Origin of the sequence: Patulibacter brassicae (assembly GCF_033949425.1) — a bacterium.
In the GTDB taxonomy this organism is placed as follows: Bacteria; Actinomycetota; Thermoleophilia; order Solirubrobacterales; family Solirubrobacteraceae; genus Patulibacter; species Patulibacter brassicae.
In genome coordinates this window covers 359,243-384,517 of sequence record NZ_JAXAVX010000001.1, presented here as the reverse complement: position 1 = coordinate 384,517, position 25,275 = coordinate 359,243, and the positions used below count along the sequence as shown (strand labels likewise).

Below are 25,275 nucleotides of genomic sequence, written 5' to 3'. Positions count from 1 at the left end.
GGCTCAGCCGATCCCCGCCGCCTTGCAGGCGGCCGCGTACCGGCCCTTGCAGATCGCGCTGACCTCGTAGACGCCGTCCTTCACGACGGTGTCGGCGATCTTGTCCTTCGTGACGGCGATCGGCTTCAGCAGCACGGAGTCGACCTGCTTGCTGCCGTTGTCGACCTTGCCGTTCACGAGCCCGCTCGGCGCGGGGCTGTCGGTGGCCAGCGCGTAGGCGAGCTTCGCCGCCGCCTCCGCCTCCGGCTTGATCGCCTTGTAGACGGTCATGTGCTGCTCGCCGAGGAGGATCCGCTGGATGCCGGCGAGCTCGGCGTCCTGACCGGTGACCGGGACCTGCTTCGGGTCGATGCCGGCGCTCTTCATCGCCGCGATCGCGCCGCCGGCGGTCCCGTCGTTGGCCGCGTAGACCCCGGAGATCCCGTTCTTGCCGATCGCGGTGATCGCCTGGTCCATCTCCGTCTGGGCCTTGTCGGGCGACCAGTCGGGCGTGTCGTACTCCTTGGCGATCTTCACGCCGGAGCCGTCGAGGACGGAGTGCGCGCCCTTCTTGAACTGGGCGGCGTTGGAGTCCGTCGGCGAGCCGTTGATCATCACGATCGACTTGCCCTGCGGCGTGCCGAGGGCCTCGACGAGGCTCTGGCCCTGGAGCTTGCCGACCTCCTCGTTGTCGAACGAGATGTAGTAGTCGACGTCGGCCTTCTGGACGAGCCGGTCGTAGGAGATCACCGGGATGTCGGACTGCTTGGCCCGGGCGACGATCGCCCCGGCGGCCTCGGCGTCGACCGGGTCCAGCACGAGGACGTCGGCGCCGTTGGTGATCGCGGACTCGGCCTGGCTCTGCTGCTTGGACGTGTCCTGGTCGGCGTTGGCGTAGATGAGCTTGCAGTCGGCGCAAGCCTCCTTCAGGGCGCTCGTGAAGAGCGGACGGTCGAGCGCTTCGTAGCGGGCGGTCTTCGACTCCGGCAGCAGGAGGGCGATGGTCTTGCCACCGCCGCCCCCGCCGGACGAGCCGCCGGAATCGCCGTCGTCGTCCCCGCAGGCCGTCAGGCCGAGGGCGGCGACGGGGGCCAGCGCGCAGAGCGCCAGCGCCGTGCGCAGGTTGATGGACATCACGGTGCTCCTCTCCCGATTGGGGCGTTCGAGTTCTCGCGAAGGGTGGGGACGCGGACGTCGCGTCGGGTGGCGGCGAGCCGCAGGGCGCCCACGACCTGACCCTGGTCGCCGAGCGCGGCGGGGACGAGCTGGACCCCGGAGCCCGCGCCCGGCAGCCGATGGCGGTCGAGCTCCTCCCGCACGCCGGCGAGGACCGGGTCGGTCGCGAACGCCGGGTCGCCGCCGAGGACGATCATCGCCGGGTCCAGCAGGTGGCAGGCGTTGGCCAGGACCCGACCGAGGGCGCGGCCGGCGTCGGCGAGCAGCCGGGCGACGCGCGGATCGGCCGTGCCGAGCGCGGCGACGAGGTCGTCGGGCAGCTCGTCGGCGGCGGTCGCGTGCAGCTGGCGACGCACCGCCGGGGCCGAGACGATCGTCTCCAGGCACCCGCGACCGCCGCAACGGCAGGGCGCGCCGTTGGGCACGACGCCGACGTGGCCGATCTCCCCGGCGATGCCGGTCCCGCCGTGCAGCAGGCGCCCGCCGCTGATCAGGCCGGCGCCGACGCCGGAGGAGACCTTGACGTAGATGACGTCGTCGACGCCGCGGGCGACGCCGACGGCGTGCTCGCCGAGCGCGCCGAGGTTCGCGTCGTTCTCGACGACGACGGGGATCCCGAGGTGCTGCTCGAGCGCCACCGCGAGCGTCGTGCCGCTCCAGCCGGGGAGGATCATCGTCGTGCCGATCCGGCCGCTGGCCCGGTCGACCGGGCCCGGCACGCCCGCTCCGCAGGCGACGATCTCCTCCTGGGCGACCTCGGCGTCGGCGATGACCTCGGCGGTCAGCGCGCTCGCGGCGGCGAGCGCGTCGTCCATCCCGCGGTCGACGTCGACGCGACGGTCGCGCACGGCGAGCATCCGCCCGGCGAGGTCGCCGACGGCGACGCGGACGTGCTCGTGACCGAAGTCGACGCCGAGGACCGCGCCCGCCCGGCGCGTGAGCCGCAGGACCTCGGGCCGGCGGCCGGTGCGGCCGTGGGCCTCGGCGGCCGGGACGACCTCCAGCAGCCCGTCGCGCTCGAGGTCGCGGACGATCGCCGACACCGTGGCGCGGGAGAGACCGGTGCACGCCACGACGTCGGCGCGCGTGCTCTCCGGCGCGCGGCGCAGCTCATCCACGACGCGCTGCGCGGCGCCGCGCCCTCCTCGGCTGGGTCGCTCCTCCTCCACCGGCGCGAGCATGCCGACAGCGACCCCGCCACGTCAAGGCCTTTTGTCGAGAATTGCGCGGAACTGGCGTCGAGACACGCGGAGTTCCGTCTCCAGCCGACAGAAGTACGGCGCCGACGCGGCAGATCGTCGTTCGAAGGACGTCGAAGCGGACCGTCCGGACCGGAGCGGCGGCGCGGGGCGCCGGGCCCGTCGGACCGGCGCCGTAGCATCGTCCTCGTGGCCGACCTGCGCGTCTACCGGATCCCGTGGTCGACGAACGTCGACCGGATCGCGATGGCCGCCGCCCACAAGGACCTCGCGGTCGAGTGGGAGGACGTCGACCCCGACGACCGTCGCCCGGTTCGCGAGCTCAGCGGCCAGGACCTCGTGCCCGTGGCGGTCGACCCGCAGGACGGCACCGTCGTCTCCGACTCGCCGCGGATCCTCCGCTGGATCGAGGAGCGGTGGCCCGCTCCGTCGCTGTGGCCGGCCGACCCGGGCGACGCCGCCCTCGCCGACGTCTTCTGCCACCGCTTCAACGAGGTCTGGAAGGGACCGCCGAACCGGATCGCCGCGCTCCTCGGCCCCGTCGACTTCGAGCTGGATCGCCTGAGCGCGCACGACCGGCGCGCGGTCGACGACGACGCGGCGCGGATGCGACGCTGGCTCGCGCGGTTCGAGGAGCGCCTGGCCGAGCACGACCATCTGGGCGGCGACGCGTTCGGCATCTGCGACGTCACGGCCTACCCGTTCCTGCGCTTCGGCCGGCAGGCCCCGGCGGCCGACGACGCGGACCCGTTCCATCGGGTGCTCCACGAGCACGGGCGGTTCGACGACGCGAGCCACCCGCGGCTCACGGCCTGGGTCGCGCGCGTCGCGCAGCGGCCCGGCGCGCCGCGCTGACCCGCCGACCGCCGTCAGTCCCCGAGGGCGTCGCGCACGGCGTCCTCGAGCCGGCGGTGCAGCTCGCGGTTGCGACGCCGGTCGGTCCGCACGTGCAGCAGCGAGAGCCGCGGCTCGGTGGTCGCGGCCCGCAGCGCGGGAACGAGGTCCTCGGGCCGCCGCACCTCGTGCAGGGCGGCCTCCGCCGCGGCCGCGAGCGCCGGGACGTCGAGCCCGGTGGGGGTGGAGACGTGCTCCAGCAGCCCCGGGTCGTCCTGCTCGGCGACCGGGAGGAACTCGAAGATGCCGCCGCCGTCGTTGTCGACGAGCACGACCGTCAGGTCGACCCCCCGCCGACCCGCGGCCAGCAGCGAGCCGACGTCGTGCTGCAGGGCGACGTCGCCGAGCAGGACGCAGACGGGACCGTCGCCCGGACCCCGGCCGAGCTCGAGTCCCCAGGCCGTGGCGATCGTCCCGTCGATGCCGTTCACGCCGCGGTTGGCGAGGACCCGCAGCGCCTCGCGCGGGGCCAGGTGGGCCTCGACGTCGCGGATCGGCATCGACGCCGCGACGAGCAGGGTCGCGGCGGGCGGCAGCGACGCGGGCAGCTCGCGCGCGAGCCACGGCTCGGTGACGCCGTCCTCGTCCGCCAGCACGCGGTCCTGGGCCGCGGCCGCGGCGACGTCGAGCGCCTGCCAGCGGGCGAGCCACGCGCGATCGGGGGTCGCCTGCGCCAGCCGGGGCGCGACGGCCTCCAGGAGCGGACGGGGCGCCGCGACCACGAGATCGCTCAGCACGCCGTCGGGGTCCTGCCAGGCCCCGTCGGCGCTCACGTGGACCTGCGGGACGTCCGCGTCGAGGCCCGCGAGCCAGGCGCGCAGGGGCTTGCTCGTGGGCAGATCGCCGAGGCGCAGGACGAGATCGGGCGCCGGCACCGCCGTCGGCGTGCGCAGGAGGGCGTCGTAGCGGCTGACCGCCGCGGCCCCGCGGCGCGCGCCGGAGAGGGGGTCGGCGAGCAGCGGCAGCCCGAGCAGCTCGCAGAGGGCGGCCAGCGCCGGCCCGAGCGTCGGATCCTCCTCGTGGCGGCCGGCGACGACCACCGCCCGCGGATGCCGCAGGAGGAGCCCGGCGAGCGCGACGACCGCGGGCTCCTGCGGCACGCCGAGGGCGCCGTGGCGCCGGACCCACGGCGTGGCGTCGCCGCGGCCGGCCGGCAGGGCCGGCGGTGGTCCGGGCGCGACCAGCGGCTCCCGCAGGGGGAGGTTCAGGTGCACCGGGCCGGGGCCGCCGCCCGCGGCTCCCGCGGCGGCGGCGAGCATCCGGGCCGCGAGCGCGCGCACCCGCCGGACGTTCGTCGCGTCCGCGACGTCGACGGCGAGGTCGGCCTCCATGCGGGTCGTGGGGCCGAACAGGCGCGGCTGGTGGATGGTCTGGCCGGCGCCGACGTCCTGCAGCTCCGCGGGCCGGTCGGCGGTCAGGACGATCAGGGGCACGCGCGCGTGGTGCGCCTCGAGGACCGCGGGGTGCAGGTGCGCGCCGGCGCTCCCCGACGTGCAGCAGACGAGCACCGGCGTGCCGGTCGCCTTCGCGAGCCCGAGCGCCACGAATCCCGCGGCGCGCTCGTCGACGACGCTGTGCGCCGTCAGCCCGCCGTGCGCGGTCAGCGCCGCGAGGATCGGCGTGTTGCGCGAGCCCGGAGAGGTGACCGCGTGCCGGGTGCCGCCGCGGGCGAGCTCGTCGACGAGGACCCGCACGAGGAGGCGGCTGCCGTGCCCGTCTCGGAGCGGCTCGAGGGCGGCGGGATCCGGGGCGTCCGGCACCCTCGCACTGTCGCAGACCCCGATCCCGGGCGTCGGCCCGGCGGCGGCGCTCCTCTGGCAGGCTGGAGCGATCGCCGAGACGCGCCGCACCCCGATCGTCGCCCTGCACGGCTTCGGCGGCTCCGCCCGGTCGTGGGACGCGGTCGCGGCGGACCTGGGCGTCGACGGCCCGCCCCTGCGAGCGGTCGACCTGCGGGGCCACGGCGAACGCGCGTCGGCCCGACCCGTCGACCTCGACGCCGTGCTCGCGGATCTCGACGCCGACCTCGACCGACTGGCGCCCCACGGCCCGGCGGTGCTCGCCGGCTACTCCATGGGCGGCCGGGTGGCGCTGCAGCTGGCGCTCGCGCGACCGCACCGCGTCGCGGCGCTCGTCCTCGTGTCGTCGACGGCCGGGATCGAGGATCCCGCCCAGCGAGCGCAGCGCCGGGCGCTCGACGACGCACGCGCGCGGGAGCTCGAGGACGAGGGAGTCGCGTCGTTCGCGGCGCGGTGGGTCGCGCTGCCGCTCTGGGACGGCGACCCGGTCGCCGTGCGCGACCAGCAGCGGCGCGAGCTCGAGGCCGGCGACGTCGCCGGCCTCGCCGCGGCGCTACGCGGCCTGAGCCCGGGCGCGGTACCGGCGGTGTGGGATCGACTGCCGGCGCTGCGGCCGCCGCTGACGGTCGTCGTCGGCGGTCGCGACCGCCGCTACCGGGCGCTCGGTCGCCGGCTCGTCGCGGAGGCGCCGGAGTCGGCGCGCGAGGTCGTGATCGCGGGCGCTGGCCATGGCCTGCTGCGCGAGGCGCCGGCCGCGGTGGCTGCGGCGCTGCGCGCGCTCTGAGGCTTCGGTGACGGTCATCGGGGGGTCCTTCCGGGGTGGGGGAGTCCCAGGAGGTGGTCGGCGGTCGACTGGTCGACGAGGCCGTCGGCCCGGAGGCCGCGGTCCGCCTGCCAGCGGGCGAGCGCCGCACCGGTGCGGGGGTCGTAGACCCCGGTCGCGTCCTCGGCCTGGAGGTAGCCGTCGGCGACCAGCCGCTGCTGCACCTTCGCCGCGTCGGCGGCGGGGACCCCGACGACGCCCGTGGTGGAGAGCGCGACGGCTGACGCGACGGCGAGAGGCCGGGCGGCGGCGGCGACGCGCTTGGCGGGGCGGCGAGCGAGGCGTGCGAGCTGGTCGGTGCGATCTGACACTGGCGATGACTCCTGGGGGAGTGGAATCGATCGCGGTCATCCTCCCGCGCCCACATGAAGGGGACCTCAGGATCCTGCAGCGACTTCGTCAACGTGGCACCGCGGCGCTCGTCCCCCGCCGTCGACGCCCGGGCGGGCCGCTAGCCGAGCGGAGGCAGTCCGCGCGACTCGCGGCCGGCGTCGCGCAGGCATCGCGCGATCGCCATGTCCTGCGCGTTCGGCTCGCCCTCGACGCCCGGCCCCTCGAAGATCACCGGCAGCCCGCCGAAGCGCGGCTCGCTGAGCACCGCGGCGATGCCGTCCTCGCCGATCTCGCCGGTCCCCAGCGGAGCGTGACGGTCGCGGTTGGAGCCCAGCGGCGTCTGGGAGTCGTTGACGTGCACGCAGCGCAGGCGGTCGAGTCCGAAGGCGGCGTCGGCCTCGGAGAGGACCGCGTCGAGCGCCGCGGCGCTGCGCACGTCGTAGCCCGACGCCAGGAGGTGGCAGGAGTCCAGGCAGAGCCCGATCCGCGCGTCGCCGCCGGAGACCTCCAGCAGCCGGTGCAGCTCCTCGAACGAGCGCCCGAGCGTGCCGCCCGCGCCCGCGGTGTCCTCCAGCAGGAGCGGGCAGCGCTCGGACTCGGCCAGCGCCTCGCGGAAGACGGAGCCGCAGCGGTCGATCGCCTCGCCGACGTCGCCGCCCTTCGCCGAGCCGGGGTGCAGGACCACGCCGTCGGCGCCGATCGCGTCGCCGACCCGCAGCGAGTGGGTGATCGCGGTCAGCGACTTCTCGCGCAGCTCGGGGTCGTCGGTCCCGGCGTTGGCGAGGTAGAGCGCGTGGATGACGACGCTCTGGATCGGCGAGGCGTCGAGGGCCTCGCGGAACGCGGCGATCGCCTCGTCGGTGTGGTTCGTCGGGGCCCAGCGGCGGGGCGACTGGCTGAAGATCTGGATCGCCTCGCAGCCGCGCTCGACGCCGCGCTCCACGGCCTTCGGCAGGCCGCCGGCGGGGGAGACGTGGAGGCCGAGGAGGGGGACGTCGGTGCGCTCTGCGGACATGCGGGCGCGAGACTAGTGGCCCGCCCTCCCGTCCGCGCGGCCGCCCCGCCCGGCCCTCTCCGACGCCGCTCGCCTAGACGAGGCCGGGGGTGCGGGGCACGCTGATCGTGCCGTCCTTGGCGATGAGGCGCACGGCGAGGTCGCCGAGGCTCGTGTCGCCGATCCCGACGGCGTCGAGCGCGGCGGGCTCGAACATCGACAGCGTCGCCAGGCCGCACGCGTCCCGCAGGCGCAGCGCGGCGGCCGCGTGGACGGCGGCGGCGACGCCGAGGGGCCCGTCCCACGTCGACGCGAGGAGCACGTCGGCGCGGGTCGAGCGCGCGAGCGTGGCGCGCGCGAGGAGCCCGCCGATCCCGCCGCTGCGACCGACCTTCAGGACGACGGCGTCCGCGGCGCCGGAGGCGATGGCTCCCGGCTCGTCGGCGGTCTCGTCCATCGCGACGCGGACCGGCAGCCGGTCGCGGATCGTGCGCAGGTCCTCGATGCCGTGGACCGGCTCCTCGACGAGCTCGACGCCGTACGGGGAGAGCGTCGCGATCGCGCTCAGCGCCTCCCCGGTCGACCAGGCGCCGTTGGCGTCCAGCCGCAGCGCCACGTCGGGGCCGACGGCGTCCCGCACGGCCCGCAGGCGCGCCTCGTCGTCCTCGAGCCCGACCTTGAGCTTCACCGTCTCGAACCCGGCGTCGGCGGCCTCGCCGGCGCGGTCGGCGGCCTCGTCGGGGTCGACGGCGCCGATCATCGCGTTCACGGGGACCCAGTTGGCCGGGTCCTCGGCGAGCATCGACGCCACGGAGCGGTCCTCGCGGAACGACGCGCGGTCCCAGAGCGCGAGGTCGATGGCCGCCAGCGCGTGCGGCAGGTCGGTGACCGCGCGGCAGGCCTCCAGCGCCGCCGCGCCCGAGCCGTCCCGGACGTCGCGCAGCGCGCGACGGCAGGCCTCGAGCGCCTCGCGGCACCGGGCGAGCGAGACGCCGTCGTAGGGCTCCAGCGGCGCCGCCTCGCCGCGACCGACGAGGCCCTCGCCGTCCTCGAGCTCGACGAGGAGCATCCGTCGCTCGGACACCTCTCCCCAGGCGGCCCGCATCGGCTGGGCGAGCCGGATGCCGACCTCCTGGACGCGCAGCTCCACGAGCGGCAGGGTAGAGCGCCGGGCGCTCGTCGGTCGGCTGCCCGGCCGCGAGCCCGGGTCCGCCCGCTCAGCCGAGCAGGATGCCGGCGCTGAGCAGCACGCAGACGAGGAGCTCGAGCTGCCCCGTCCCCGCGAGGGCGGCGTTGAGCGTCGGGCCGTCGACGTGGCCGCGCACCGTGCGCGCCAGGCGCACCGCGAGCGGCGCGCTGAGCAGCGCGAGCAGCAGCAGCGGCGTGAGGCTGTCGTCGAGGAACGCGAGCAGGATGATCGCCACGTAGCTCGCCGCGAGCATCCCGGCGTAGAGCGCGCGGGTGCGCTCGCGCCCGAGGCGCACCGCGAGCGTGCGCTTGCCGGCGCGCCGGTCGGTGTCGATGTCGCGCACGTTGTTCACGACGAGCACCGCGGCGGCGAGCAGGCCCACCGGCACCGCGAGGCCGAGCGCCGTCGCGTCGAACTCCTCCGCCAGCGCGTAGTGCGTGCCGGTCACGGCCACGAGCCCGAAGAACAGGAAGACGAAGAGCTCCCCGAGGCCCTCGTAGCCGTACGGCCGCGGGCCACCGGTGTAGAGGACGCCCGCGACGATCGAGGCGGCGCCGATCGCGAGGATCACCCAGCCCACGGTGGCGATGAGGTAGATCCCGCAGAGCACGGCGAGGCCGAAGCTCACCCACGTCGCCAGCAGGACCTGCCGCGGCGGCACGAGGTCGCCGGCGGTCACGCGCAGCGGACCGAGGCGGTCGTCGCTGTCGGCGCCGCGCCGCGCGTCGGAGTAGTCGTTGGAGAGGTTCGCGCCGACCTGGATGAACAGCGCGCCGAGCAGCGCGGCGAGGAACCCGCCGAGCCGGAACTGGTCCTGCTCGATGGCCAGCGCGGTGCCGACGAGGACCGGGGCCAGGCCGACCGGCAGCGTCTTGGGGCGCGCCGCGAGGAACCAGATCCGCAGCGGGCTCGGACGGCCGCCGCCGGACGGGTCGCCGGAGCCGGCGACGTGCTGGGCGTGGGTGCTCATCGGCGGGGCGTCACGGCCGCTTCGGGAAGACGGAGAAGTCCGGCCGACGACCCTGCTTGTAGGCGTCGCGGCCGACCTGGGCCTCCTCGTTGCCGTAGAAGAGGAGGTTCGTGTCGTGCGCGAGCTGCTGCAGGCCGGCGTAGCCGTCCTCGGCGGCGTGGAAGCTCGCCTTGAGCAGGCGCAGCGCGAACGGCGAGTTCGCGAGCATCTCCTCGCACCAGCCGACGGTCTCGGCCTCCAGCCGCTCGAGCGGGACGACGGTGTTCACGAGCCCCATCGAGAGCGCCTCCTGCGCCGAGTACTGGCGGCAGAGGAACCAGATCTCCTTCGCCTTCTTCGGCCCGACGGCGTCGACGAGCACCGACGCGCCGAAGCCGCCGTCGAAGCTGCCGACCTTCGGCCCGGTCTGGCCGAACCGCGCGTTGTCGGCGGCGATCGTCAGGTCGCAGATGAGGTGCAGGACGTGGCCGCCGCCGATCGCGTAGCCGGCGACCATCGCCACCACCGGCTTCGGGCAGCGCCGGATCTGCACCTGGAGGTCGGTCACGTGGAAGCGCCCGACGGACGACCCCGACGGCTGGCGGTCCGGGTTGTCCGGGTCGGTGAGGTAGCCGGAGTCGCCGCGGACCTGCTGGTCGCCCCCGGAGCAGAAGGCCAGCGGGCCCTCGCCGGTGAGGATGATCGCCCCGACCGTCGTGTCCTCCCGCGCGCGGTCGAGCGCGTGGGCGATCTCGACGATCGTCTGCGGCCGGAAGGCGTTGCGGACCTGCGGCCGGTCGATCGTGATCTTCGCGATCGATCCGGGCGTCGGGCCGGCCCCGGGCTCGAGCTCCGGCCCGTGGTTCGCGGAGACCTCGTAGCGGATGTCGGTGTAGTCGCCCTGGGGCGTCCAGTTGGCGTCGGGCACGGTCGCTCCTTCGCGGTCAGGGGGCGCCGTCGGGCGACGGCCTGCCGACGGGCAGGCTAGTGGGGCGGGGGCGCCCGCCGCCTGCTCGCGGCCCGAGCGACCGGGCGCCGGTCGCGCTGCTCTACCGTCGGGGACGTGCACGTGGACTCCTGGCTCCTGCGCGCGGCGGCCCGCCGGCCCAGCGCCGAGGCCCTGGCCGGGGTGTCGTACGCCGCGCTCGCCGAGCGGGTCGACGACGCCGCCCGGCGCCTGGCCGGGCACGGGATCGGACCGGGCGACCGGGTCGCGATCGAGCTGCCTCCGGGCGAGGCGTTCGTCGTCGTGCTCCACGCGCTGCTGCGCCGCGGCGCCGTCGCGGTGCCGATCGATCCCCGCGCGCCGGAGGCCGACCGCGCCGCGCGACGGGCGATCGCCGCCTGGACCGTCGACGACGCCTCGCTCCTCGCCGAGCTGGCCCCCGACCACGGCGCCGACCTGCCCGCCACGCACGACCTCGACGCGCCCGCGATCGTCGTCCACACGAGCGGCACGAGCGGCGCGGCGAAGCCGATCCCGCTGACCTACGGCAACTGGCTCTGGAGCGCCCTGGGCTCGGCGGCGGCCCTCGGCTGCCCGCCCGGCGAGCGGTGGCTCTGCGCGCTGCCCCTGCACCACGTGGGTGGGCTCAGCGTCCTGCTGCGCAGCGCGATCGCCGGGACGACGGCCGTCGTGCACGAGCGCTGGGAGACCGAGCGCGTCGTCGCGGGGCTGACCGGTGCCCCGGACCCCGAGACCGGCCGGGCCCAGGCGCCCGCCACGATGATCTCCGTCGTGCCGACGACCCTGCGGCGGCTGCTGGACGCCGGCCTGCGGGGCGGAGGCGGCGGCGCGCGCGCCCTCCGGTTCGCGCTGCTCGGCGGGGCTCCGATCCCGCCGGGGCTCCTGGCGGACTGCGCCGAGGCGGGGCTGGCGGTCGCGCCGACCTACGGCATGACCGAGGCCTGCAGCCAGATCGCGACGCGTGGGACGCCGCTGTTCTGCACGACGGTCGCGACGGCGGACGACGGCGAGCTGCTCGTGCGCGGCCCCACGGTCTCGCGGGCGGCGGTCCGCGAGGACGGGTGGCTGGCGACCGGGGATCTCGGCCGGCTCGACGCGCGTGGGCACCTCGAGGTCACCGGGCGCAAGGCCGACACGATCATCACCGGCGGCGAGAACGTCCTGCCGCTGGAGGTCGAGCGCGCGCTCGAGGCCCTGCCGGGCGTGGCCGAGGCGGGGGTCTTCGCGCGGCCCGACGACCGCTGGGGCGAGCGGGTCTGCGCGCAGGTCGTGGCGCGGCCGGGCGCGACCCTCGACGCCGGAGCGCTCCGCGAGGCCGTCGCGCGGCGGCTGGCCCGGCATCAGGTCCCGCGCGAGATCGAGCTCGTGCCGGCGCTGCCGCGGACGACGTCGGGCAAGCTGCTGCGGCGCGCGCTGCGCTGATCCGGGTCGTCGTCGGCGGCGTGGGACGATGGACCGGTGAGCGACGAGGCCCCGGAGGTCGATCCCGACGAGCAGCGCGCGCGCAGCCGCCGCCACTGGGAGGAGCAGGCCCCGGCCTGGGAGCGGCTGCGCGGCTGGCAGCAGCAGGCGCTCGAGCCGGTGTCGCAGTGGATGGTCGACGCGATCGCGCCGCAGCCCGGCCACGTCGTGCTCGAGGCCGCCTGCGGTCTCGGCGACACCGGCCTGCTCGCGGCGGAGCTCGTGCACCCCGGGGGACGCGTGATCCTCGCCGACGGCGCCGAGGCGATGGTCGCCGCCGCGCGCCGGCACGCCGAGGAGCGGGGGATCGCGAACGTCGAGGCCACGCCGATGGAGCTCGAGTGGATCGACATGAGCGCCGCGTCGCTGGACGGGCTGCTCGTGCGGTTCGGCTACATGCTCGTGCCCGATCCGGAGGCCGCCCTGCGCGACGCCCGTCGCGTCCTGCGCCCCGGGGGACGGGTCGCGCTCGCGGTCTGGGACCGGCTCGAGGACAACCCGTGGTTCGCACGGCCGCTCGAGGTGCTCCTGCGCCACGGGGTGCTCGAGGCCTGGCCGGCGTCGCCGACCCACCCGTTCGCGCTCGCGGATCGGGCGGGGCTCGTGGAGCTCGTGGCGTCGGCGGGCTTCGTGCTGCCGGAGGTCGACCGGATGGAGATCGCGTTCCGCTCGCCGGACGCGGCGACGCAGCGCGAGCGCTTCCTCGAGCTGTCCGGGACGTCGCGCGCCGCCCTCGCCGCGGCGTCGGAGGACGTCCGGGCGGCGGTCGAGTCGGAGATCGACGCGGCGTTCGCGGCGTTCCCCGATCCGGACGGCCCCGAGGGCGCCGTCGCGCTGCCGGGAACCGTCCTGCTCGCCGCCGCCGACGCCTGACCGGGAGCCGGGCGGCCGTCCGGCGAGCGGCCGCCGACGCCCGACCGGGCCCCGGCGGTGGCGAAGGACGCGCCCCGCCACCGCCGTTCCCGCGGCGCCGTGGCCGGGTAGGACCCGGGGCATGCCCACTCCGCAGCCCGAGCACCCCGAGCGAGCCGTGCCGCGCGACGCCGATCCCGACCGGGAGGAGGCGCCGCGCGAGGACCTCGTGCCGCTCGAGGAGGCCCAGAAGCACGAGCAGACCGGCGGCGACGCCGCCGCCGTGGACGAGCACGGCGAGGGATCGGCGGAGGGCGGGACGGCGTAGGTCCCCCGTCTCGGCGCCGCGGTCGGCCGCCGACGCTAGGAGACCTCGCGCAGGCGGCCGGTCTCCACCTCGTAGACGAAGCCCCGCACGCTGTCGGTGCGCGGGATGAACGGGCTCGCCCTGATCCGCGCGATCGACTGACGGACGTCCTCGTCGAGGTCGGAGAACGCCTCGGCAGCCCATTCCGGCTTGATCCCGACGTCGTCCTGGACGGATCGCTTGAACTCGTCGTCGGTGAACGTGAGCATGCCGCAGTCCGTGTGGTGGATGAGGATGATCTCCTCGGTCCCCAGGAGCCGCTGGCTGATGGCCAGCGAGCGGATCTCGTCGTCGGTGACGACGCCGCCGGCGTTGCGGATCACGTGCGCGTCGCCCTCCTGGAGGCCCAGGAGCCCGTAGGGGTTCAGGCGCGCGTCCATGCACGCGAGGACGGCGACCTTGCGGGCGGGCGGCAGCGGCAGCGCACCCTTGTCGAACCGCTCGGCGTAGGCCTTCGCGTTCTGGACCAGCTCGTCGGTGACGGACATCGGTTCCTCCTGGAGGTACGGGTCGCCGACGAAAGTACGCAAAGCCGACTGGAATTGCTAGGAATGTAAGAGCCGGTCCCGTCGCGGGCGGACGGCGGCGGGAGCGGACCCGCGCGTAGACTGCGCGCCCATGTACTACGACGACGACGCGGACCTGACGCTGCTCGACGGCAAGACCGTCGCGATCATCGGCTTCGGGTCCCAGGGGCACGCTCACTCGCAGAACCTGAAGGACTCGGGCGTCAACGTCGTCGTCGGGCTCCGCGAGGGCTCCTCGTCGGTGCAGAAGGCGCAGGACGCGGGCCTCGAGGTCCTCTCGATCGCCGACGCCGCGTCGAAGGGCGACATCGTCCAGATCCTCGTCCCGGACGAGCTGCACCGCGACGTGTGGGAGAACGAGGTCAAGGACGGCATCGCGCCGGGCAACCTCGTGCTCTTCGGCCACGGCTTCTCCGTGCTCTACGGCGAGGTCGAGCCGCCGGCCGACGTCGACGTCGCGCTGGCCGCGCCGAAGGGCCCGGGCCACCTCGTCCGCCGCCAGTACCTCGAGGGCTCCGGCGTCCCGGGCCTCATCGCGGTCCACCAGGACGCGACCGGGAACGCCCAGAAGCTCGCGCTCGCCTACGCCAAGGGCATCGGCTGCACGCGCGGCGGCGTCTTCGAGACGACGTTCAAGGACGAGACCGAGACCGACCTCTTCGGCGAGCAGGCCGTGCTCTGCGGCGGCGCCTCGGCGCTCGTGCAGGCCGGCTTCGAGACGCTGACCGAGGCGGGCTACCCGCCGGAGATGGCGTACTTCGAGTGCCTCCACGAGCTGAAGCTCATCGTGGACCTCATGTACGAGAAGGGCCTGGCGGGGATGCGGTACTCGATCTCCAACACCGCCGAGTACGGCGACCTGACCCGCGGGCCGCGCGTCGTCAACGCCGAGACGAAGGCGGAGATGAAGCGGATCCTCGGCGAGATCCAGGACGGCACCTTCGCCCGCGAGTTCATCGCCGAGAACCGCGCCGGGAACGAGAACTTCGACCGCCTGCGCGACGAGCAGGCCAAGACGCAGCTCGAGACGGTCGGCAAGGAGCTGCGCAAGCAGATGTCCTGGATCGACGACGGCGGCTTCGCCCAGGGCTGAGCCGCCCGGGAGCCCGGCGGGCACCGGCACGATGGAGCGCGAGCGCGAGGACCACGAGGACCGCGCGCCGCGCCCCGCGAGCGTCCTCGCCACCAGCTCCCTGTTCGCCGAGCCGTCGGTCCTCGCCGCCGGCTCGGTCCTCGTGACCGCGGACGCCGACCGCCCCGCGCGGGGCGCGTCGCTGCTGCGTCCCGCCGACGAGGACGCGGCGCGTCCGCCGGTCGTGCCCTCCGCGGCCCGCGTCGCCGATCGCCTGGCGGCGGTGCTGGAGCCGGTGCTCGATGCGGACCTCGCCCAGGGCGCGCAGGCGCCCGCCGTGCGGGTGCCGGACCTCGTCGCGACGGCCGCCGCGGTCGCGCCCCCGGCGCCGACGCCCCGTCCTGCGCGCCCCGCCGCGACCCGGCCGACCGCGGGCCTGCCCGGCGGGGAGGAGCTCTCCCCGCGCCTGCGTCAGGCGCTGCACCAGGCTCGGGCGGGTCGGGCGGCCGGGACGCGCGCGACGGTCGGTGCCGCGGGGCTTCCCGCCGGCCGGACCGCCGAGCCCGCCGGCACCGAGACCGGCCGGATCGTCGTGGCGATCCTGCTCACGTTCCTCAGCGGCGGGTTCGGGGCCGCCGTCGCGGGCCTCGTCCTGCTCGGCGGCCGCCCGTCCGCGGCGCGCCGCGCGCTCGCGTGGCTGCTCGTCGTGCTCGGGTCGCTGTGGCTGCTGGCGCTCGTGCTCGCGGCGGCCGACTGATCGCCTGCCGACCGCCGAGCCGCCCGACGGCCCCGGGCGCCTCAGCCGTGGAGCGCCTCGTACTTCGCGGTGAGGTAGTCCAGCAGCGGCTGCGGATCCAGCCCGCCGCCCGTCGTCGCCGCGAGGATCTCGCCGCCGGTGCGGGTCCGCCCGTGGCGGTGGACGTGCTCGCGCAGCCACTCGCGCAACGGCGCGAGGTCGCCGCCGGCGATCGCGTCGTCCAGCCCGGGCAGCTGCTCGTGCGCGGCGGCCCAGAGCTGCGCGGCGACGATCGTGCCGACGGCGTAGGTCGGGAAGTAGCCGATCGCGCCCTCGGACCAGTGGACGTCCTGCAGCACGCCGTCCGCGTCCGAGGGCACCGTGACGCCGAGCAGGTCGCGCATGCCGTCGTTCCAGGCGCGCGGCAGGTCGTCCACGTCCAGGCTCCCCTCGACGAGGGCGACCTCGAGCTCGAACCGCAGGAGGACGTGCAGGCAGTACGTCGCCTCGTCGGCGTCGACCCGGATGAGCGAGGGGCGCACGACGTTGATCCGGCGCAGGAAGTCGTCCAGGTCGACCCCGGCCAGCGGTCCGGGGAAGAGCTCCCGCGCCCGCGGGAGCCAGTGCGACCAGAGGGCGCGCGAGCGGCCGACCATGTTCTCCCACAGCCGGCTCTGCGACTCGTGGACGCCGAGCGACGTCCCGGTGCCGACCGTCGTGCGGTCCCATGCGGGATCGACCCCGGCCTCGTAGAGGCCGTGCCCGGTCTCGTGCAGCACGCCGAAGAGGCCGATCGCGAGCGTCGCCTCGTCCTCCTTCGTGGTGATCCGCACGTCCTCGCGGCCCATGCTCGCCATGAACGGGTGGACCGCCTCGTCGATCCGCCAGGCCGCGTCGTCGAAGCCCATCGAGCGGGCGATCTCCAGCGCCAGCGCCCGCTGCTCGGCGACCGGGAACGGTCCCAGCAGGTCGCCGGGGTCGGGGCGCGCGGCGAGCCGCTCGATCAGCGGCACGAGACCCGACCGCAGCGCCGCGAACGCCGCGCGCAGGTCGGCGGTCGTCGCCCCCGGCTCGAACCGCTGCAGGAGCGCGTCGTACGGGTGGTCGACCTCGGGGAAGCACGCCGCGTAGCGCCGGGCGAGCTCGACGTGGCGCCGCAGGTGCGGCGCGAACGCCGTGAAGTCGTCGGCCTGCCGGGCCGCGGCCCACGCGGGGTGGGCGACGGCCGCGAGGGCCGCGATCTCGCCGACGAGCGCGCTCGGCACGCGCGCGGCGCGCTCGTGGTCCTCGCGCACGGCGCGCAGGAGCCCGGGGTCCTCGCCGGCAGCCTGCGCGGCGTCCAGCAGCACGCCGAGCGCCGGGTCCGCGGTGCGCTCGTGCGCGAGCTCCTCGAGCGTGCCGAGCGCGGCGCCCCGCGCGGTCGCTCCCGACGGCGGCATCTGGGTCTGGTGGTCCCAGTGCAGGAGCATCGCGGCGTGCTGCAGGTCCGCGGTGCGGGCGAGGTGCTCCCGCAGGGCAGCGACGGCGGGCGGCTGCTCGGCGGTGGCGGGCGGGGTCATCCGACGATCGTGTCGCGCGTCGCGGTCAGAACGCCTCGGCCAGGGCCTGCACGAGGCCCGGGAGCCGGGCGGGCCGGCGCGCGATCCGCAGCTGCCGCTCCGCCGCCGGGTCGGCGAGCAGCTCGCCGACGCCCTCGAGCTCCTCGAGGCAGCCGAGCTCGACGGCGTGCGGGCGCAGGTGTCCCAGCAGGTCCTCGACGCGGTCGGCGAGCGGCACGCGGCGGCGCAGCGTGGCGGCGATGAGCGAGACCGCGGCGCCGTCGCGGGCGGCGAGGAAGCGGTTCTCCTCCCAGAGCTCCGGCGGCGCCCACGACGCCTCCTCGGCCCAGCCCTGCTCGCTCTCGAGCTTCGCCAGCGACTGCACGAGGGCGACGAGCGTCGCCGTCCGCGCGAGGTCGCTCTGCGCGTCCATGATGCGGATCTCGATCGTGCCGATCCGCGGCTGGACGCGGACGTCCCACCAGAGGTAGGTCGGGTCGGGGAACGCCTCGCAGCGGACGAGGAGGTCGACGGTGTCGACCCACTCGGCGTAGCTGCCGAAGCGCCGCGGCACGCCGACCCGCGGGAAGGCCTGGAACAGCGGGGTCCGCGCCGAGGCCAGGCCGGTGTCGCGACCCTGCCAGAAGGGCGAGTTCGCCGAGAGCGCGAGGAGCATCGGGAGGTGCACCCGCAGGCGGTCCAGGGCGCGGATCGCCGCCTCGGGGTCGGGCATCCCGACGTGGACGTGGAGCGCGAAGGTCGGCTCCCGACGCGCGAGCTCCCGCATCGAGCCGTAGACCTCGGCCTGCCGCACCCCGCGGCCGACCGCCGTCTCGCGCCAGACCGCGAACGGGTGGGTTCCCGCGGAGGCCACCGCCAGCTCCTGCTGCTCGCAGGTGATCCGGAGGGCGTCTCGCAGGCGGCGCAGCTCCGCGATCGCGTCGGCCACCCGGACGTGCACGCCCGTCGCGATCTCCACCGCCGCCGCGTGCGTCTCGGGGTGGAACTGGTCGCGCACGTCGGGCGGGAGCCGGGGGAGGATCTCGTCCGAGGCCTGCGCCAGGTTCCAGCCGCCGGGGGACACGAGCATCACCTCCTCCTCGACGCCGATCGTGTAGGCCGCGGTCCCCGACGGGCGGGTCGGCCAGGCGGCCCACGCGGGGAGCGCGCTCACGCCAGCACCCACGTGTCCTTGCCGCCCCCGCCGCGCGACGAGTTGACGACCATCTGCCCGGCCTCGCGGGCCACGCGGGTGAGGCCGCCCGGGAGCAGCCGCCAGCCTCCAGCGCCGTCGGCGACCGCGAACGGGCGCAGGTCGACGTGCCGCGGCTCCAGCCGATCGCCGTGGACGGTCGGGAGCGTCGAGAGCGTCACGACGTCCTGGGCGACCCAGCCGGCGGGGTCGGCGCGCGCCGCGGCGACCGCGGCGGCGAGCTCGTCGGCCTCGGCGAGCGGCCCGATCACCACGCCGTGGCCGCCGTGCCCGTCCCGGGGCTTCAGGACGAGCTCCTCGGCGCGGTCGAGCGCGCGCTCCCGCGTCGGCGGGTCGGTGAGGTCGTGCACCGCGATGCCCTCCAGGAGGGGCTCCTCGCCGAGGAAGAACCGGACGAGGTCGGGGACGTGCGGGTAGAGCGCCTTGTCGTCGGCGACCCCGGTGCCGAACGCGTTGAGCAGGCCGACGCTCCCGGCCCGGACGGCCGGCAGCAGGAGCTCGCCCAGCGCGGTGAGCGTGCCGTCGCGGCGACGCAGGCGCTCCTCGTCGGTCCGGCGGTAGATGGCCCCGACCGCCTCCCCGCTCGTGCTCAGGACGAGCGTCGTCCCGCGACGACGCAGCTCCGCCGGCGTGACGAGCGGGACGTCCATCGCCTCGGCGAGCCGCCGATGCTCCCAGTACGCGCCGTTGCGCGGCCCGTCGGTGAGGAGCACCGCGCACCCCTCGCCGTGCGGACGCGTCGCCTCGAGCGCCCCGCGCAGCGCCGGACCGACCGCACCAGCGAGGTCACGGGCCGGCGCGCCGCCGAGGAGCTCCGCCACCGCCAGGCGGCAGGCGACGGCGTACGCGATGCCCGACGGGGTCCGGCAGTTGTCCTCGAGGACGCGGAACGCGCCGTGCTCGTCGCGGACGACGTCGAGGCCGGCGACCCCGATGCGGGGAGCCGCGGTCGGCGCCAGGTCCCGGAGGTCCCGCTCGAGGAAGCCCGAGCCCTCGGCGACCCCCGGCGGCACGACGCCCGCCGCGGCCGCCTCCCGTGGCCCGTGCGCGTCGGCCACGAACGCGTCGAGCGCGCGGACCCGCTGGACGAGGCCCGCCTCGAGCGCCGCCCACTCCTCGCCGTCGAGCACCCGGGGCACCGGGTCGACGACGAACGGCGGCGCGTCGGATCCGCCGAAGCGGGCGCCCGAGCGCGCGACGGCGTCGGCGACGAGGGCCGCCGCAGCGGCCGGGCCTCGCCGGCGGACGGCCGCGAGCGCCTCGTCGATCGCCCGGCGGCGCGGTCCCCGGGCCCGCTCGGCCTCGTCCCACGGGCGGGGCGGTCCCTGCTCCGGCACCGGGGCGCGAGCGGCGGAGGTCACGCGCCGCAGCGTACGCGCGACACGGGGACCCGACGCGCGCCCGGCGTCGAACGCGAGCCACGGTGCGGTTGTCCCTCGTGGCGGCCCCCGCGCGGCAGGAGGCCGTCCGCGTCAGGCGGCGAGGGCGACGGGACGGCGCCCCGTGGCCGCGATCAGGCCCCGGAACAGCGCTCCCTGGGCGGCGCTCCCGCTCGCGAGGGACTCGGCGTGCCACTGCACCCCCACGAGGAACGGGTGATCCGGGTCCTCGAGCGCCTCGACGACGCCGTCGGGGGCGCGGGCGGTGATCCGCAGGCCGGTGCCGAGGTCCCGGACGGCCTGGTGGTGGAAGGAGTTCACCGAGAGCTCCGGGGACGCGGCCGTCGTGCCGGTGAGCTCGGCGAGGCGGCTGCCGGGCACGACCGACACCGGATGGGCGACCTCCCACCCGGGGGCGACCTGCCGGTGCACGAGCTCGGTCCCCAGCTCGCTGGGGACGTCCTGCCAGAGCGTCCCGCCGCGGACGACGTTCAGGAGCTGCATCCCGCGGCAGATCGCGAGCACCGGCATCCCGCGGTCGATCGCCTCCCGGACGAGCGCGAGCTCACGGGGATCGGCCTCCCGCTCCACCGGACCGAGCAGCGGATGCGGCTCGGCACCGTAGAGCGCGGGATCGAGATCGGGGCCTCCCGAGACGACGAGCGCGTCGAGCCGCTCGATCACGCCGGGGGCGGGCGCGGCGACGGGCGGCAGCACCACGGGCACGCCGCCGGCCGCGAGCACCGCGTTGGGGTAGTCCATCCCGAGGGACAGCTTGCGCTGCGTCGGCTCGGCCTCCGCGGTGCCCATCGTCTGCCCCGGCGTGAACAGCTCGGCGGTCGTGATGCCGACGACGGGGGGTCGGTCGCCCTGCACGGTCCTCACCGTAGCGACGACGGCGGACCGGTGGCCCTGTGTCACCGTGGTGAACCCGCGCGGCGGCGTCGGGCCGTCCCGCGCGCCTTCGCTAGAGTCCGGCGCGCCGTCGCGACTGGCGCTGCACCAGGTGGAACCGACCACCGTGGAGCGACGGCCTCATCCGCCGCGCGCCTGGGCACCCGACGTCCACTCCGACCACGAGGAGCAGCATGACCGGATCGCCCGCCATCTCCCTGCCCGACGACCTCAAGCCCGCCGACGGACGCTTCGGCTGCGGTCCGTCCAAGGTCCGTCCCGAGCAGATCCACGCGCTGACGACGGCCGTGGCGCCCGACGGCGCGCCGATCATCGGCACCTCGCACCGCCAGGCGCCGGTGAAGGACACGGTGGCGCGCGTGCGTCGGGGCATCGCGGAGCTCTTCTCGCTGCCCGAGGGCTACGAGGTCCTGCTCTCGAACGGCGGCACGACGGCGTTCTGGGACGCCGCGACGTTCGGCCTCATCGAGCGCCGGGCGCTGAACCTCGTCTACGGCGAGTTCTCGTCGAAGTTCGCCAAGGCGTCCCGGCAGGCGCCGTTCCTCGACGACCCGATCGTCGTGGAGGCCGATCCCGGCACCGCGCCGAGCCTCGAGTCCGTGAGCGAGGCGCTCGCCGCCAGCGAGGTCGACGTCGTCGGCTGGGCGCACAACGAGACCTCGACCGGCGTCGCCGTGCCCGTGACCCGCCCCGCCGGCGTCGGGGACGCGCTGGTGATGATCGACGCCACCTCGGCCGCCGGCGGCCTGCCGGTCGACGTGGCCCAGAGCGACGTCTACTACTTCGCGCCGCAGAAGTGCTTCGCCTCCGACGGCGGCATCTGGTTCGGCGTCTGCAGCCCGGCCGCGATCGAGCGGATCGAGCGGATCGCCGCGAGCGATCGCTGGGTGCCGGCGTTCTTCGACCTGAAGACCGTGCTGGACAACTCCCGCAAGGAGCAGACCTACAACACGCCGGCGCTCGCGACGCTGCTGCTCATGGCCGAGCAGCTGGACTGGTTCAACGAGAACGGCGGCCTGGAGTGGGCGACCGGCCGCAGCGCGGCGTCCTCGACGCACCTCTACTCGTGGGCCGAGGCGTCGAGCTTCGCGACCCCCTACGTCGTCGAGCCGGCGCACCGCTCGGCGGTCGTGGCGACGATCGACTTCGACGAGTCGATCGACGCCAACGCCGTCGCCAAGACGCTGCGCGCCAACGGCATCGTCGACACGGAGCCCTACCGCAAGCTCGGACGCAACCAGCTGCGGGTCGCGTGCTTCCCGGCGATCGACCCCGCCGACGTCCAGCGGCTGACCGGTGCCATCGACTTCGTCGTCGAGCGCCTCGCCGCCTGATCCCGCCGCCTCGGAGAACGAAGAGATGAGCCCCACCCCGAAGGTCCTCGTCAAGGAGAAGGTCGGCCCGTCCGGCATCGAGGCGCTGCGCGACGCCGGGTTCGAGGTCGACCTCGGCCTGGACTGGGACGACGAGACGTTCCTGGCGAAGCTCCCGGAGTACGACGGCGTCCTCATCCGCTCGGCGACGCGCTTCACGCCCGAGCTCATCGAGCGGGCGACGAACCTCAAGGTCATCGGCCGCGCCGGCGTGGGCGTCGACAACGTCGACATCCCGGCGGCGACGAAGCGCGGCGTCATCGTCGTCAACGCGCCGCAGTCCAACGTCGTCACGGCCGCCGAGCACACCGTCGCGCTGATGATGGCGCTGGCTCGCAACATCCCGCAGGCCAACGAGGGGATGCACGCCGGCCGCTGGGAGCGCTCGAAGCTCTCGGGCGTGGAGCTCTACGGCAAGACGCTCGGGGTCATCGGCTTCGGCCGGATCGGGCAGCTCGTCGCCGAGCGCGCCAAGGGCCTGTCGATGAACGTCATCGCGTACGACCCGTACGTCTCGGCGGAGCGCTACAAGGAGCTCGGCGTCGAGAAGGCCGAGGACTCCGACGCGATCTACGCCGTCGCGGACTTCATCACGATCCACCTGCCGAAGACGCCGGAGACGGCCGGCTGGCTGAACGCCGAGGCGTTCGCGAAGTGCCGGGACGGCGTGCGGATCCTGAACGTCGCTCGCGGCGGGCTCGTCGACGAGGCCGACCTGCAGGCGGCGCTCGACAGCGGCAAGGTCGCCGGCGCCGCGCTCGACGTCTTCCCGTCCGAGCCGGTCACCGAGCACCCGCTCCAGGGCTACGCGAACGTCATCCTCACGCCGCACCTCGGTGCCTCGACGGCCGAGGCCAACGACCGGGCCGGCTTCCAGGCCGCCGAGCAGATCGTCGCCGCGCTGAGCGGCGGCACGGTGACGACGGCCGTGAACGCGCCGGCGGTCGGCAAGGAGGATCTCGAGGTCCTCGCCCCGTTCGTCCCGCTCGCCTCGCGGCTGGGGCGGATCGCGGTCGAGCTCGCCGGCGGCTCCTCCGTCGAGCGGATCGAGGTCGAGGCGCTCGGCACGATCGGCGAGCGCGACGCGCGCCCGCTGACGCTCGCCGTCCTGCGCGGCGTGCTCGAGGGTCGCACCGAGGAGGCCCTCAACGACGTCAACGCGCCCGGCATCGCGAAGGAGCGCGGGATCGAGATCGAGGAGACGACGCGCAGCCAGGCGCGCGACTTCACCGACCTCGTGCGCGTGACGGTCGTCTCCGGCGACGAGCGCCACCGGGTCGTCGGCACCGTCCTCGGCCGCCAGGCGCGCCCGCACCTGCTCGAGGCCTGGGGCCAGCGCTTCAACCTCCAGCTCGAGGGGAACCTCCTGCTGCTGCGCTACGTCGACCAGCCCGGGATGCTCGGCCGGATCGGGCAGGTGCTCGGCGAGCTCGGGGTGAACATCGAGCAGGCCGCCGTCGGCTACCACCAGGACGCCGAGGGCGCGCGCGGCGAGCACGCCGTGACGCTCATCTCCACCGACCAGCCGGTGTCGCACGAGACGCTCGCGAAGATCCTCGCGCAGGACGACTTCGCCGACGGCCGCACCGTCTCGCTCTGAGCCGCGAGCCGCGCCGGCCGCCGCGCACGGCGGCCGGCGCGCGCTCCGGTGCCGGGCGGCGACCCCGCACCCGACGACCGTCCGTGCGGCGGCGCCAGGCATCCGCGCGCGCTCGGCGCGGTGCTACATTGGTCGCCGTCATGGCTCCGCGCCTCGACCTCGCCCTCCTGCTTCTCCTCCCCCGCTAGGGGGAGCGATGCGTGGCGGCCGCTGAAGCCGCGAAACCAGAGCAGGCAGGAACGCAGGACGAGCACCGAAGGAGACCACGAGCCATGAACGCGATCACGAACGACCCGAACCGGGTCATCCTCTTCGACACGACCCTCCGCGACGGCGAGCAGTCGCCGGGCATCGCCCTGAACACGGGGGAGAAGCTCGAGATCGCGCAGCAGCTCGCGCGGCTCGGCGTCGACGTCATCGAGGCCGGGTTCCCGATCGCGTCGCCCGGCGACTTCGAGGCGGTCCAGGCGATCGCCCGCGCCGACTTCGCCGACGCGCCCGGCGCGCCACCGGTGATCTGCGGCCTGGCCCGGGCCCAGGCGCCGGACATCGAGCGCGCCGGGGAGGCGCTGCGCGACGCCGCCGCCGACGGCCGCGCACGGATCCACACGTTCATCTCGACCTCCGACATCCACATCGAGCACCAGATGCGCAACACGCGTGCCGACGTGCTCGAGGGCGCGAAGGCGGCGGTGGCGCACGCGCGATCGCTCGTCGACGACGTCGAGTTCAGCCCGATGGACGCCACGCGCGCCGACGCGGAGTTCACCGCGCAGGTGCTGCAGATCGCGATCGACGAGGGGGCGACGACGATCAACGTCCCCGACACCGTCGGCTACGCGACGCCCGACGAGTACGCCGAGTTCCTGTCGCAGCTCTACGAGTTCACGCCCGGGCTGCGCGACGTCGTGCTCTCGGTCCACTGCCACGACGACCTCGGCCTCGCCGTCGCGAACTCGCTGGCGGGCCTGTCGGTCGGCGCCCGGCAGATCGAGTGCGCCGTGAACGGCATCGGCGAGCGCGCCGGCAACGCCTCGCTGGAGGAGATCATCATGCTCCTCGAGACCCGCAAGGACCGCCTGGGCTTCTCGACCGGCGCGGCGACGAGGGAGATCGCGCGCACGAGCCGCCTCATCTCGCGCCTGACGGGCTATCCCGTCCAGCCGAACAAGGCGATCGTCGGGCGCAACGCGTTCAGCCACGAGTCCGGCATCCACCAGGACGGCGTCCTGAAGGATCGCTCGACCTTCGAGATCATGGACCCGGCCTCGATCGGGATCGACGACGCCAACCAGCTCGTGCTCGGCAAGCACTCGGGCCGCGCGGCGCTGAAGGACGCGCTGGAGAAGCTCGGCTACAAGCTCGACGGCCAGGCGCTGCGGCAGGCGTTCGACAGCTTCAAGCAGGTCGCCGACCGCAAGAAGCAGGTCACGGCGATGGACCTCGAGGCCCTCGTCACCGACGAGCTGCGCGCGGAGGACCCGCTCGGCGCGCTGCGGCTCGTGAGCGTCTCCGTCGAGGTGACCGCCGATCACCGGCCGCCGCACGCGACCGTCGTCGTCGAGTCGCCCGAGCGCGGGACGCTGACGGGATCGTTCACCGGCGACGGCGCCGTCGACGCGGTCTTCCGCGCGATCGACGCGGCGGTCGGCCTCGACGCGCGCCTGCGGGAGTACCACGTCGACGCCGTGTCGGAGGGCCAGGACGCGCTCGCGCACGTCTCGGTGATCGTCGAGCTCGGGACCGCCGGCGCGGCGGTCCGCACGGCGCTGCCGGGGGTCGCGGCCGGCGACCGCGTCACGGGCGCGGGCCAGGGCGTCGACCCCGACACGATCCGGGCCTCCGCGATCGCGTACCTCCGCGCGGTCGGCGTCGCGGCGCGCCGCCTGAGCGTCGCCGCCGAGGCGCCGCTGACGCCCGCGGGGGACTGAGCGCCGCGC

At 75.5% G+C, this 25,275-nt stretch carries 23 protein-coding genes and 1 riboswitch; of the genes, 10 read left to right on the top strand and 13 right to left on the bottom strand.

Features of this window, described 5'->3' with window-relative positions; translation table 11 throughout:
• Window positions 1–3 precede the first annotated feature (3 nt).
• Complete coding sequence (locus SK069_RS01855; protein ID WP_319953088.1) at window positions 4–1,113, bottom strand: ABC transporter substrate-binding protein; 1,110 nt, start codon at window positions 1,111–1,113, stop codon at window positions 4–6.
• Window positions 1,113–2,336, bottom strand: coding sequence for an ROK family transcriptional regulator (locus SK069_RS01850; protein ID WP_319952475.1), 1,224 nt, complete (start codon window positions 2,334–2,336; stop codon window positions 1,113–1,115). Before SK069_RS01850 ends, SK069_RS01855 begins: the two co-directional genes overlap by 1 nt.
• A 207-nt stretch (window positions 2,337–2,543) precedes the next feature.
• Here SK069_RS01850 and SK069_RS01845 point away from each other — a divergent pair, with 207 nt between their 5' ends.
• Window positions 2,544–3,209: a glutathione S-transferase family protein gene (locus tag SK069_RS01845; RefSeq protein WP_319952474.1), complete on the top strand. Its 666-nt coding sequence runs from the start codon at window positions 2,544–2,546 to the stop codon at window positions 3,207–3,209.
• Window positions 3,210–3,223: 14 nt separating this feature from the next.
• On the opposite strand, the gene menD is transcribed toward SK069_RS01845, so the two are convergent.
• Window positions 3,224–5,008 (bottom strand): 2-succinyl-5-enolpyruvyl-6-hydroxy-3-cyclohexene-1-carboxylic-acid synthase, encoded by a 1,785-nt coding sequence (gene menD / locus SK069_RS01840; RefSeq protein WP_319952473.1) that lies wholly within the window; start codon window positions 5,006–5,008, stop codon window positions 3,224–3,226.
• Here menD and SK069_RS01835 point away from each other — a divergent pair.
• On the top strand, window positions 4,890–5,831 hold the full coding sequence (locus SK069_RS01835; RefSeq protein ID WP_319952472.1) for an alpha/beta fold hydrolase: 942 nt from the start codon (window positions 4,890–4,892) through the stop codon (window positions 5,829–5,831). The two genes, menD and SK069_RS01835, sit on opposite strands and share 119 nt — an antisense overlap.
• A 14-nt stretch (window positions 5,832–5,845) precedes the next feature.
• Here SK069_RS01835 and SK069_RS01830 read toward each other — a convergent pair whose 3' ends face one another.
• The 5 genes from SK069_RS01830 to menB all read right to left on the bottom strand — a co-directional run bounded on the left by SK069_RS01830 (window position 5,846) and on the right by menB (window position 10,263).
• Entirely contained in the window at window positions 5,846–6,181 is a 336-nt protein-coding gene (locus SK069_RS01830; protein ID WP_319952471.1) for a peptidoglycan-binding domain-containing protein, read from the bottom strand.
• Between the two features lie 140 nt (window positions 6,182–6,321).
• The gene (locus tag SK069_RS01825) at window positions 6,322–7,218 is read right to left on the bottom strand and encodes a deoxyribonuclease IV (RefSeq protein ID WP_319952470.1); all 897 of its coding nucleotides are present in this window, start codon (window positions 7,216–7,218) and stop codon (window positions 6,322–6,324) included.
• 73 nt (window positions 7,219–7,291) lie between these two features.
• Entirely contained in the window at window positions 7,292–8,347 is a 1,056-nt protein-coding gene (locus SK069_RS01820) for a mandelate racemase/muconate lactonizing enzyme family protein (protein WP_319952469.1), read from the bottom strand.
• Window positions 8,348–8,414: 67 nt separating this feature from the next.
• Window positions 8,415–9,356, bottom strand: a complete 942-nt coding sequence (locus tag SK069_RS01815) for a 1,4-dihydroxy-2-naphthoate polyprenyltransferase (RefSeq protein ID WP_319952468.1) — start codon at window positions 9,354–9,356, stop codon at window positions 8,415–8,417.
• 10 nt (window positions 9,357–9,366) lie between these two features.
• The gene (gene menB / locus SK069_RS01810; protein ID WP_319952467.1) at window positions 9,367–10,263 is read right to left on the bottom strand and encodes a 1,4-dihydroxy-2-naphthoyl-CoA synthase; all 897 of its coding nucleotides are present in this window, start codon (window positions 10,261–10,263) and stop codon (window positions 9,367–9,369) included.
• A gap of 135 nt (window positions 10,264–10,398) precedes the next feature.
• Here menB and SK069_RS01805 point away from each other — a divergent pair, with 135 nt between their 5' ends.
• From SK069_RS01805 to SK069_RS01795, 3 genes are all read left to right on the top strand, one after another.
• Window positions 10,399–11,724 (top strand): class I adenylate-forming enzyme family protein, encoded by a 1,326-nt coding sequence (locus SK069_RS01805; RefSeq protein WP_319952466.1) that lies wholly within the window; start codon window positions 10,399–10,401, stop codon window positions 11,722–11,724.
• Between the two features lie 36 nt (window positions 11,725–11,760).
• Entirely contained in the window at window positions 11,761–12,636 is an 876-nt protein-coding gene (locus SK069_RS01800) for a class I SAM-dependent methyltransferase (RefSeq protein WP_319952465.1), read from the top strand.
• A 121-nt stretch (window positions 12,637–12,757) separates the two neighbouring features.
• Window positions 12,758–12,943: a hypothetical protein gene (locus tag SK069_RS01795; RefSeq protein ID WP_319952464.1), complete on the top strand. Its 186-nt coding sequence runs from the start codon at window positions 12,758–12,760 to the stop codon at window positions 12,941–12,943.
• A gap of 35 nt (window positions 12,944–12,978) precedes the next feature.
• Here the strand turns inward: SK069_RS01795 and SK069_RS01790 are convergent, their stop codons facing one another.
• Window positions 12,979–13,470: a beta-class carbonic anhydrase gene (locus SK069_RS01790; RefSeq protein WP_319952463.1), complete on the bottom strand. Its 492-nt coding sequence runs from the start codon at window positions 13,468–13,470 to the stop codon at window positions 12,979–12,981.
• Between the two features lie 130 nt (window positions 13,471–13,600).
• Here SK069_RS01790 and ilvC point away from each other — a divergent pair, with 130 nt between their 5' ends.
• Together ilvC and SK069_RS01780 are read left to right on the top strand one after the other, a co-directional pair.
• Window positions 13,601–14,602 (top strand): ketol-acid reductoisomerase, encoded by a 1,002-nt coding sequence (gene ilvC, locus SK069_RS01785; protein ID WP_319952462.1) that lies wholly within the window; start codon window positions 13,601–13,603, stop codon window positions 14,600–14,602.
• 31 nt (window positions 14,603–14,633) lie between these two features.
• Window positions 14,634–15,338 (top strand): hypothetical protein, encoded by a 705-nt coding sequence (locus tag SK069_RS01780; RefSeq protein WP_319952461.1) that lies wholly within the window; start codon window positions 14,634–14,636, stop codon window positions 15,336–15,338.
• 41 nt (window positions 15,339–15,379) lie between these two features.
• On the opposite strand, the gene SK069_RS01775 is transcribed toward SK069_RS01780, so the two are convergent.
• The 4 genes from SK069_RS01775 to SK069_RS01760 form a co-directional block, all read right to left on the bottom strand.
• The gene (locus SK069_RS01775; RefSeq protein WP_319952460.1) at window positions 15,380–16,876 is read right to left on the bottom strand and encodes a carboxypeptidase M32; all 1,497 of its coding nucleotides are present in this window, start codon (window positions 16,874–16,876) and stop codon (window positions 15,380–15,382) included.
• A 25-nt stretch (window positions 16,877–16,901) separates the two neighbouring features.
• Window positions 16,902–18,029 (bottom strand): carboxylate-amine ligase, encoded by a 1,128-nt coding sequence (locus tag SK069_RS01770; protein WP_319952459.1) that lies wholly within the window; start codon window positions 18,027–18,029, stop codon window positions 16,902–16,904.
• On the bottom strand, window positions 18,026–19,429 hold the full coding sequence (locus SK069_RS01765) for a circularly permuted type 2 ATP-grasp protein (RefSeq protein ID WP_319952458.1): 1,404 nt from the start codon (window positions 19,427–19,429) through the stop codon (window positions 18,026–18,028). The genes SK069_RS01770 and SK069_RS01765 overlap by 4 nt, the downstream gene beginning before the upstream one ends.
• A 111-nt stretch (window positions 19,430–19,540) precedes the next feature.
• A complete protein-coding gene (locus tag SK069_RS01760; protein WP_319952457.1) occupies window positions 19,541–20,323 on the bottom strand; it encodes a gamma-glutamyl-gamma-aminobutyrate hydrolase family protein in 783 nt (260 codons plus the stop codon).
• A gap of 101 nt (window positions 20,324–20,424) precedes the next feature.
• Window positions 20,425–20,510: riboswitch (ZMP/ZTP riboswitch) on the top strand.
• 25 nt (window positions 20,511–20,535) lie between these two features.
• Between SK069_RS01760 and serC the strand changes: the two genes are divergently transcribed.
• From serC to SK069_RS01745, 3 genes are all read left to right on the top strand, one after another.
• Window positions 20,536–21,696: a phosphoserine transaminase gene (gene serC / locus SK069_RS01755; protein ID WP_319952456.1), complete on the top strand. Its 1,161-nt coding sequence runs from the start codon at window positions 20,536–20,538 to the stop codon at window positions 21,694–21,696.
• A gap of 25 nt (window positions 21,697–21,721) precedes the next feature.
• Window positions 21,722–23,335, top strand: a complete 1,614-nt coding sequence (gene serA, locus SK069_RS01750) for a phosphoglycerate dehydrogenase (protein WP_319952455.1) — start codon at window positions 21,722–21,724, stop codon at window positions 23,333–23,335.
• A 272-nt stretch (window positions 23,336–23,607) separates the two neighbouring features.
• Window positions 23,608–25,266, top strand: a complete 1,659-nt coding sequence (locus SK069_RS01745; RefSeq protein ID WP_319952454.1) for a 2-isopropylmalate synthase — start codon at window positions 23,608–23,610, stop codon at window positions 25,264–25,266.
• Window positions 25,267–25,275: the final 9 nt, after the last annotated feature.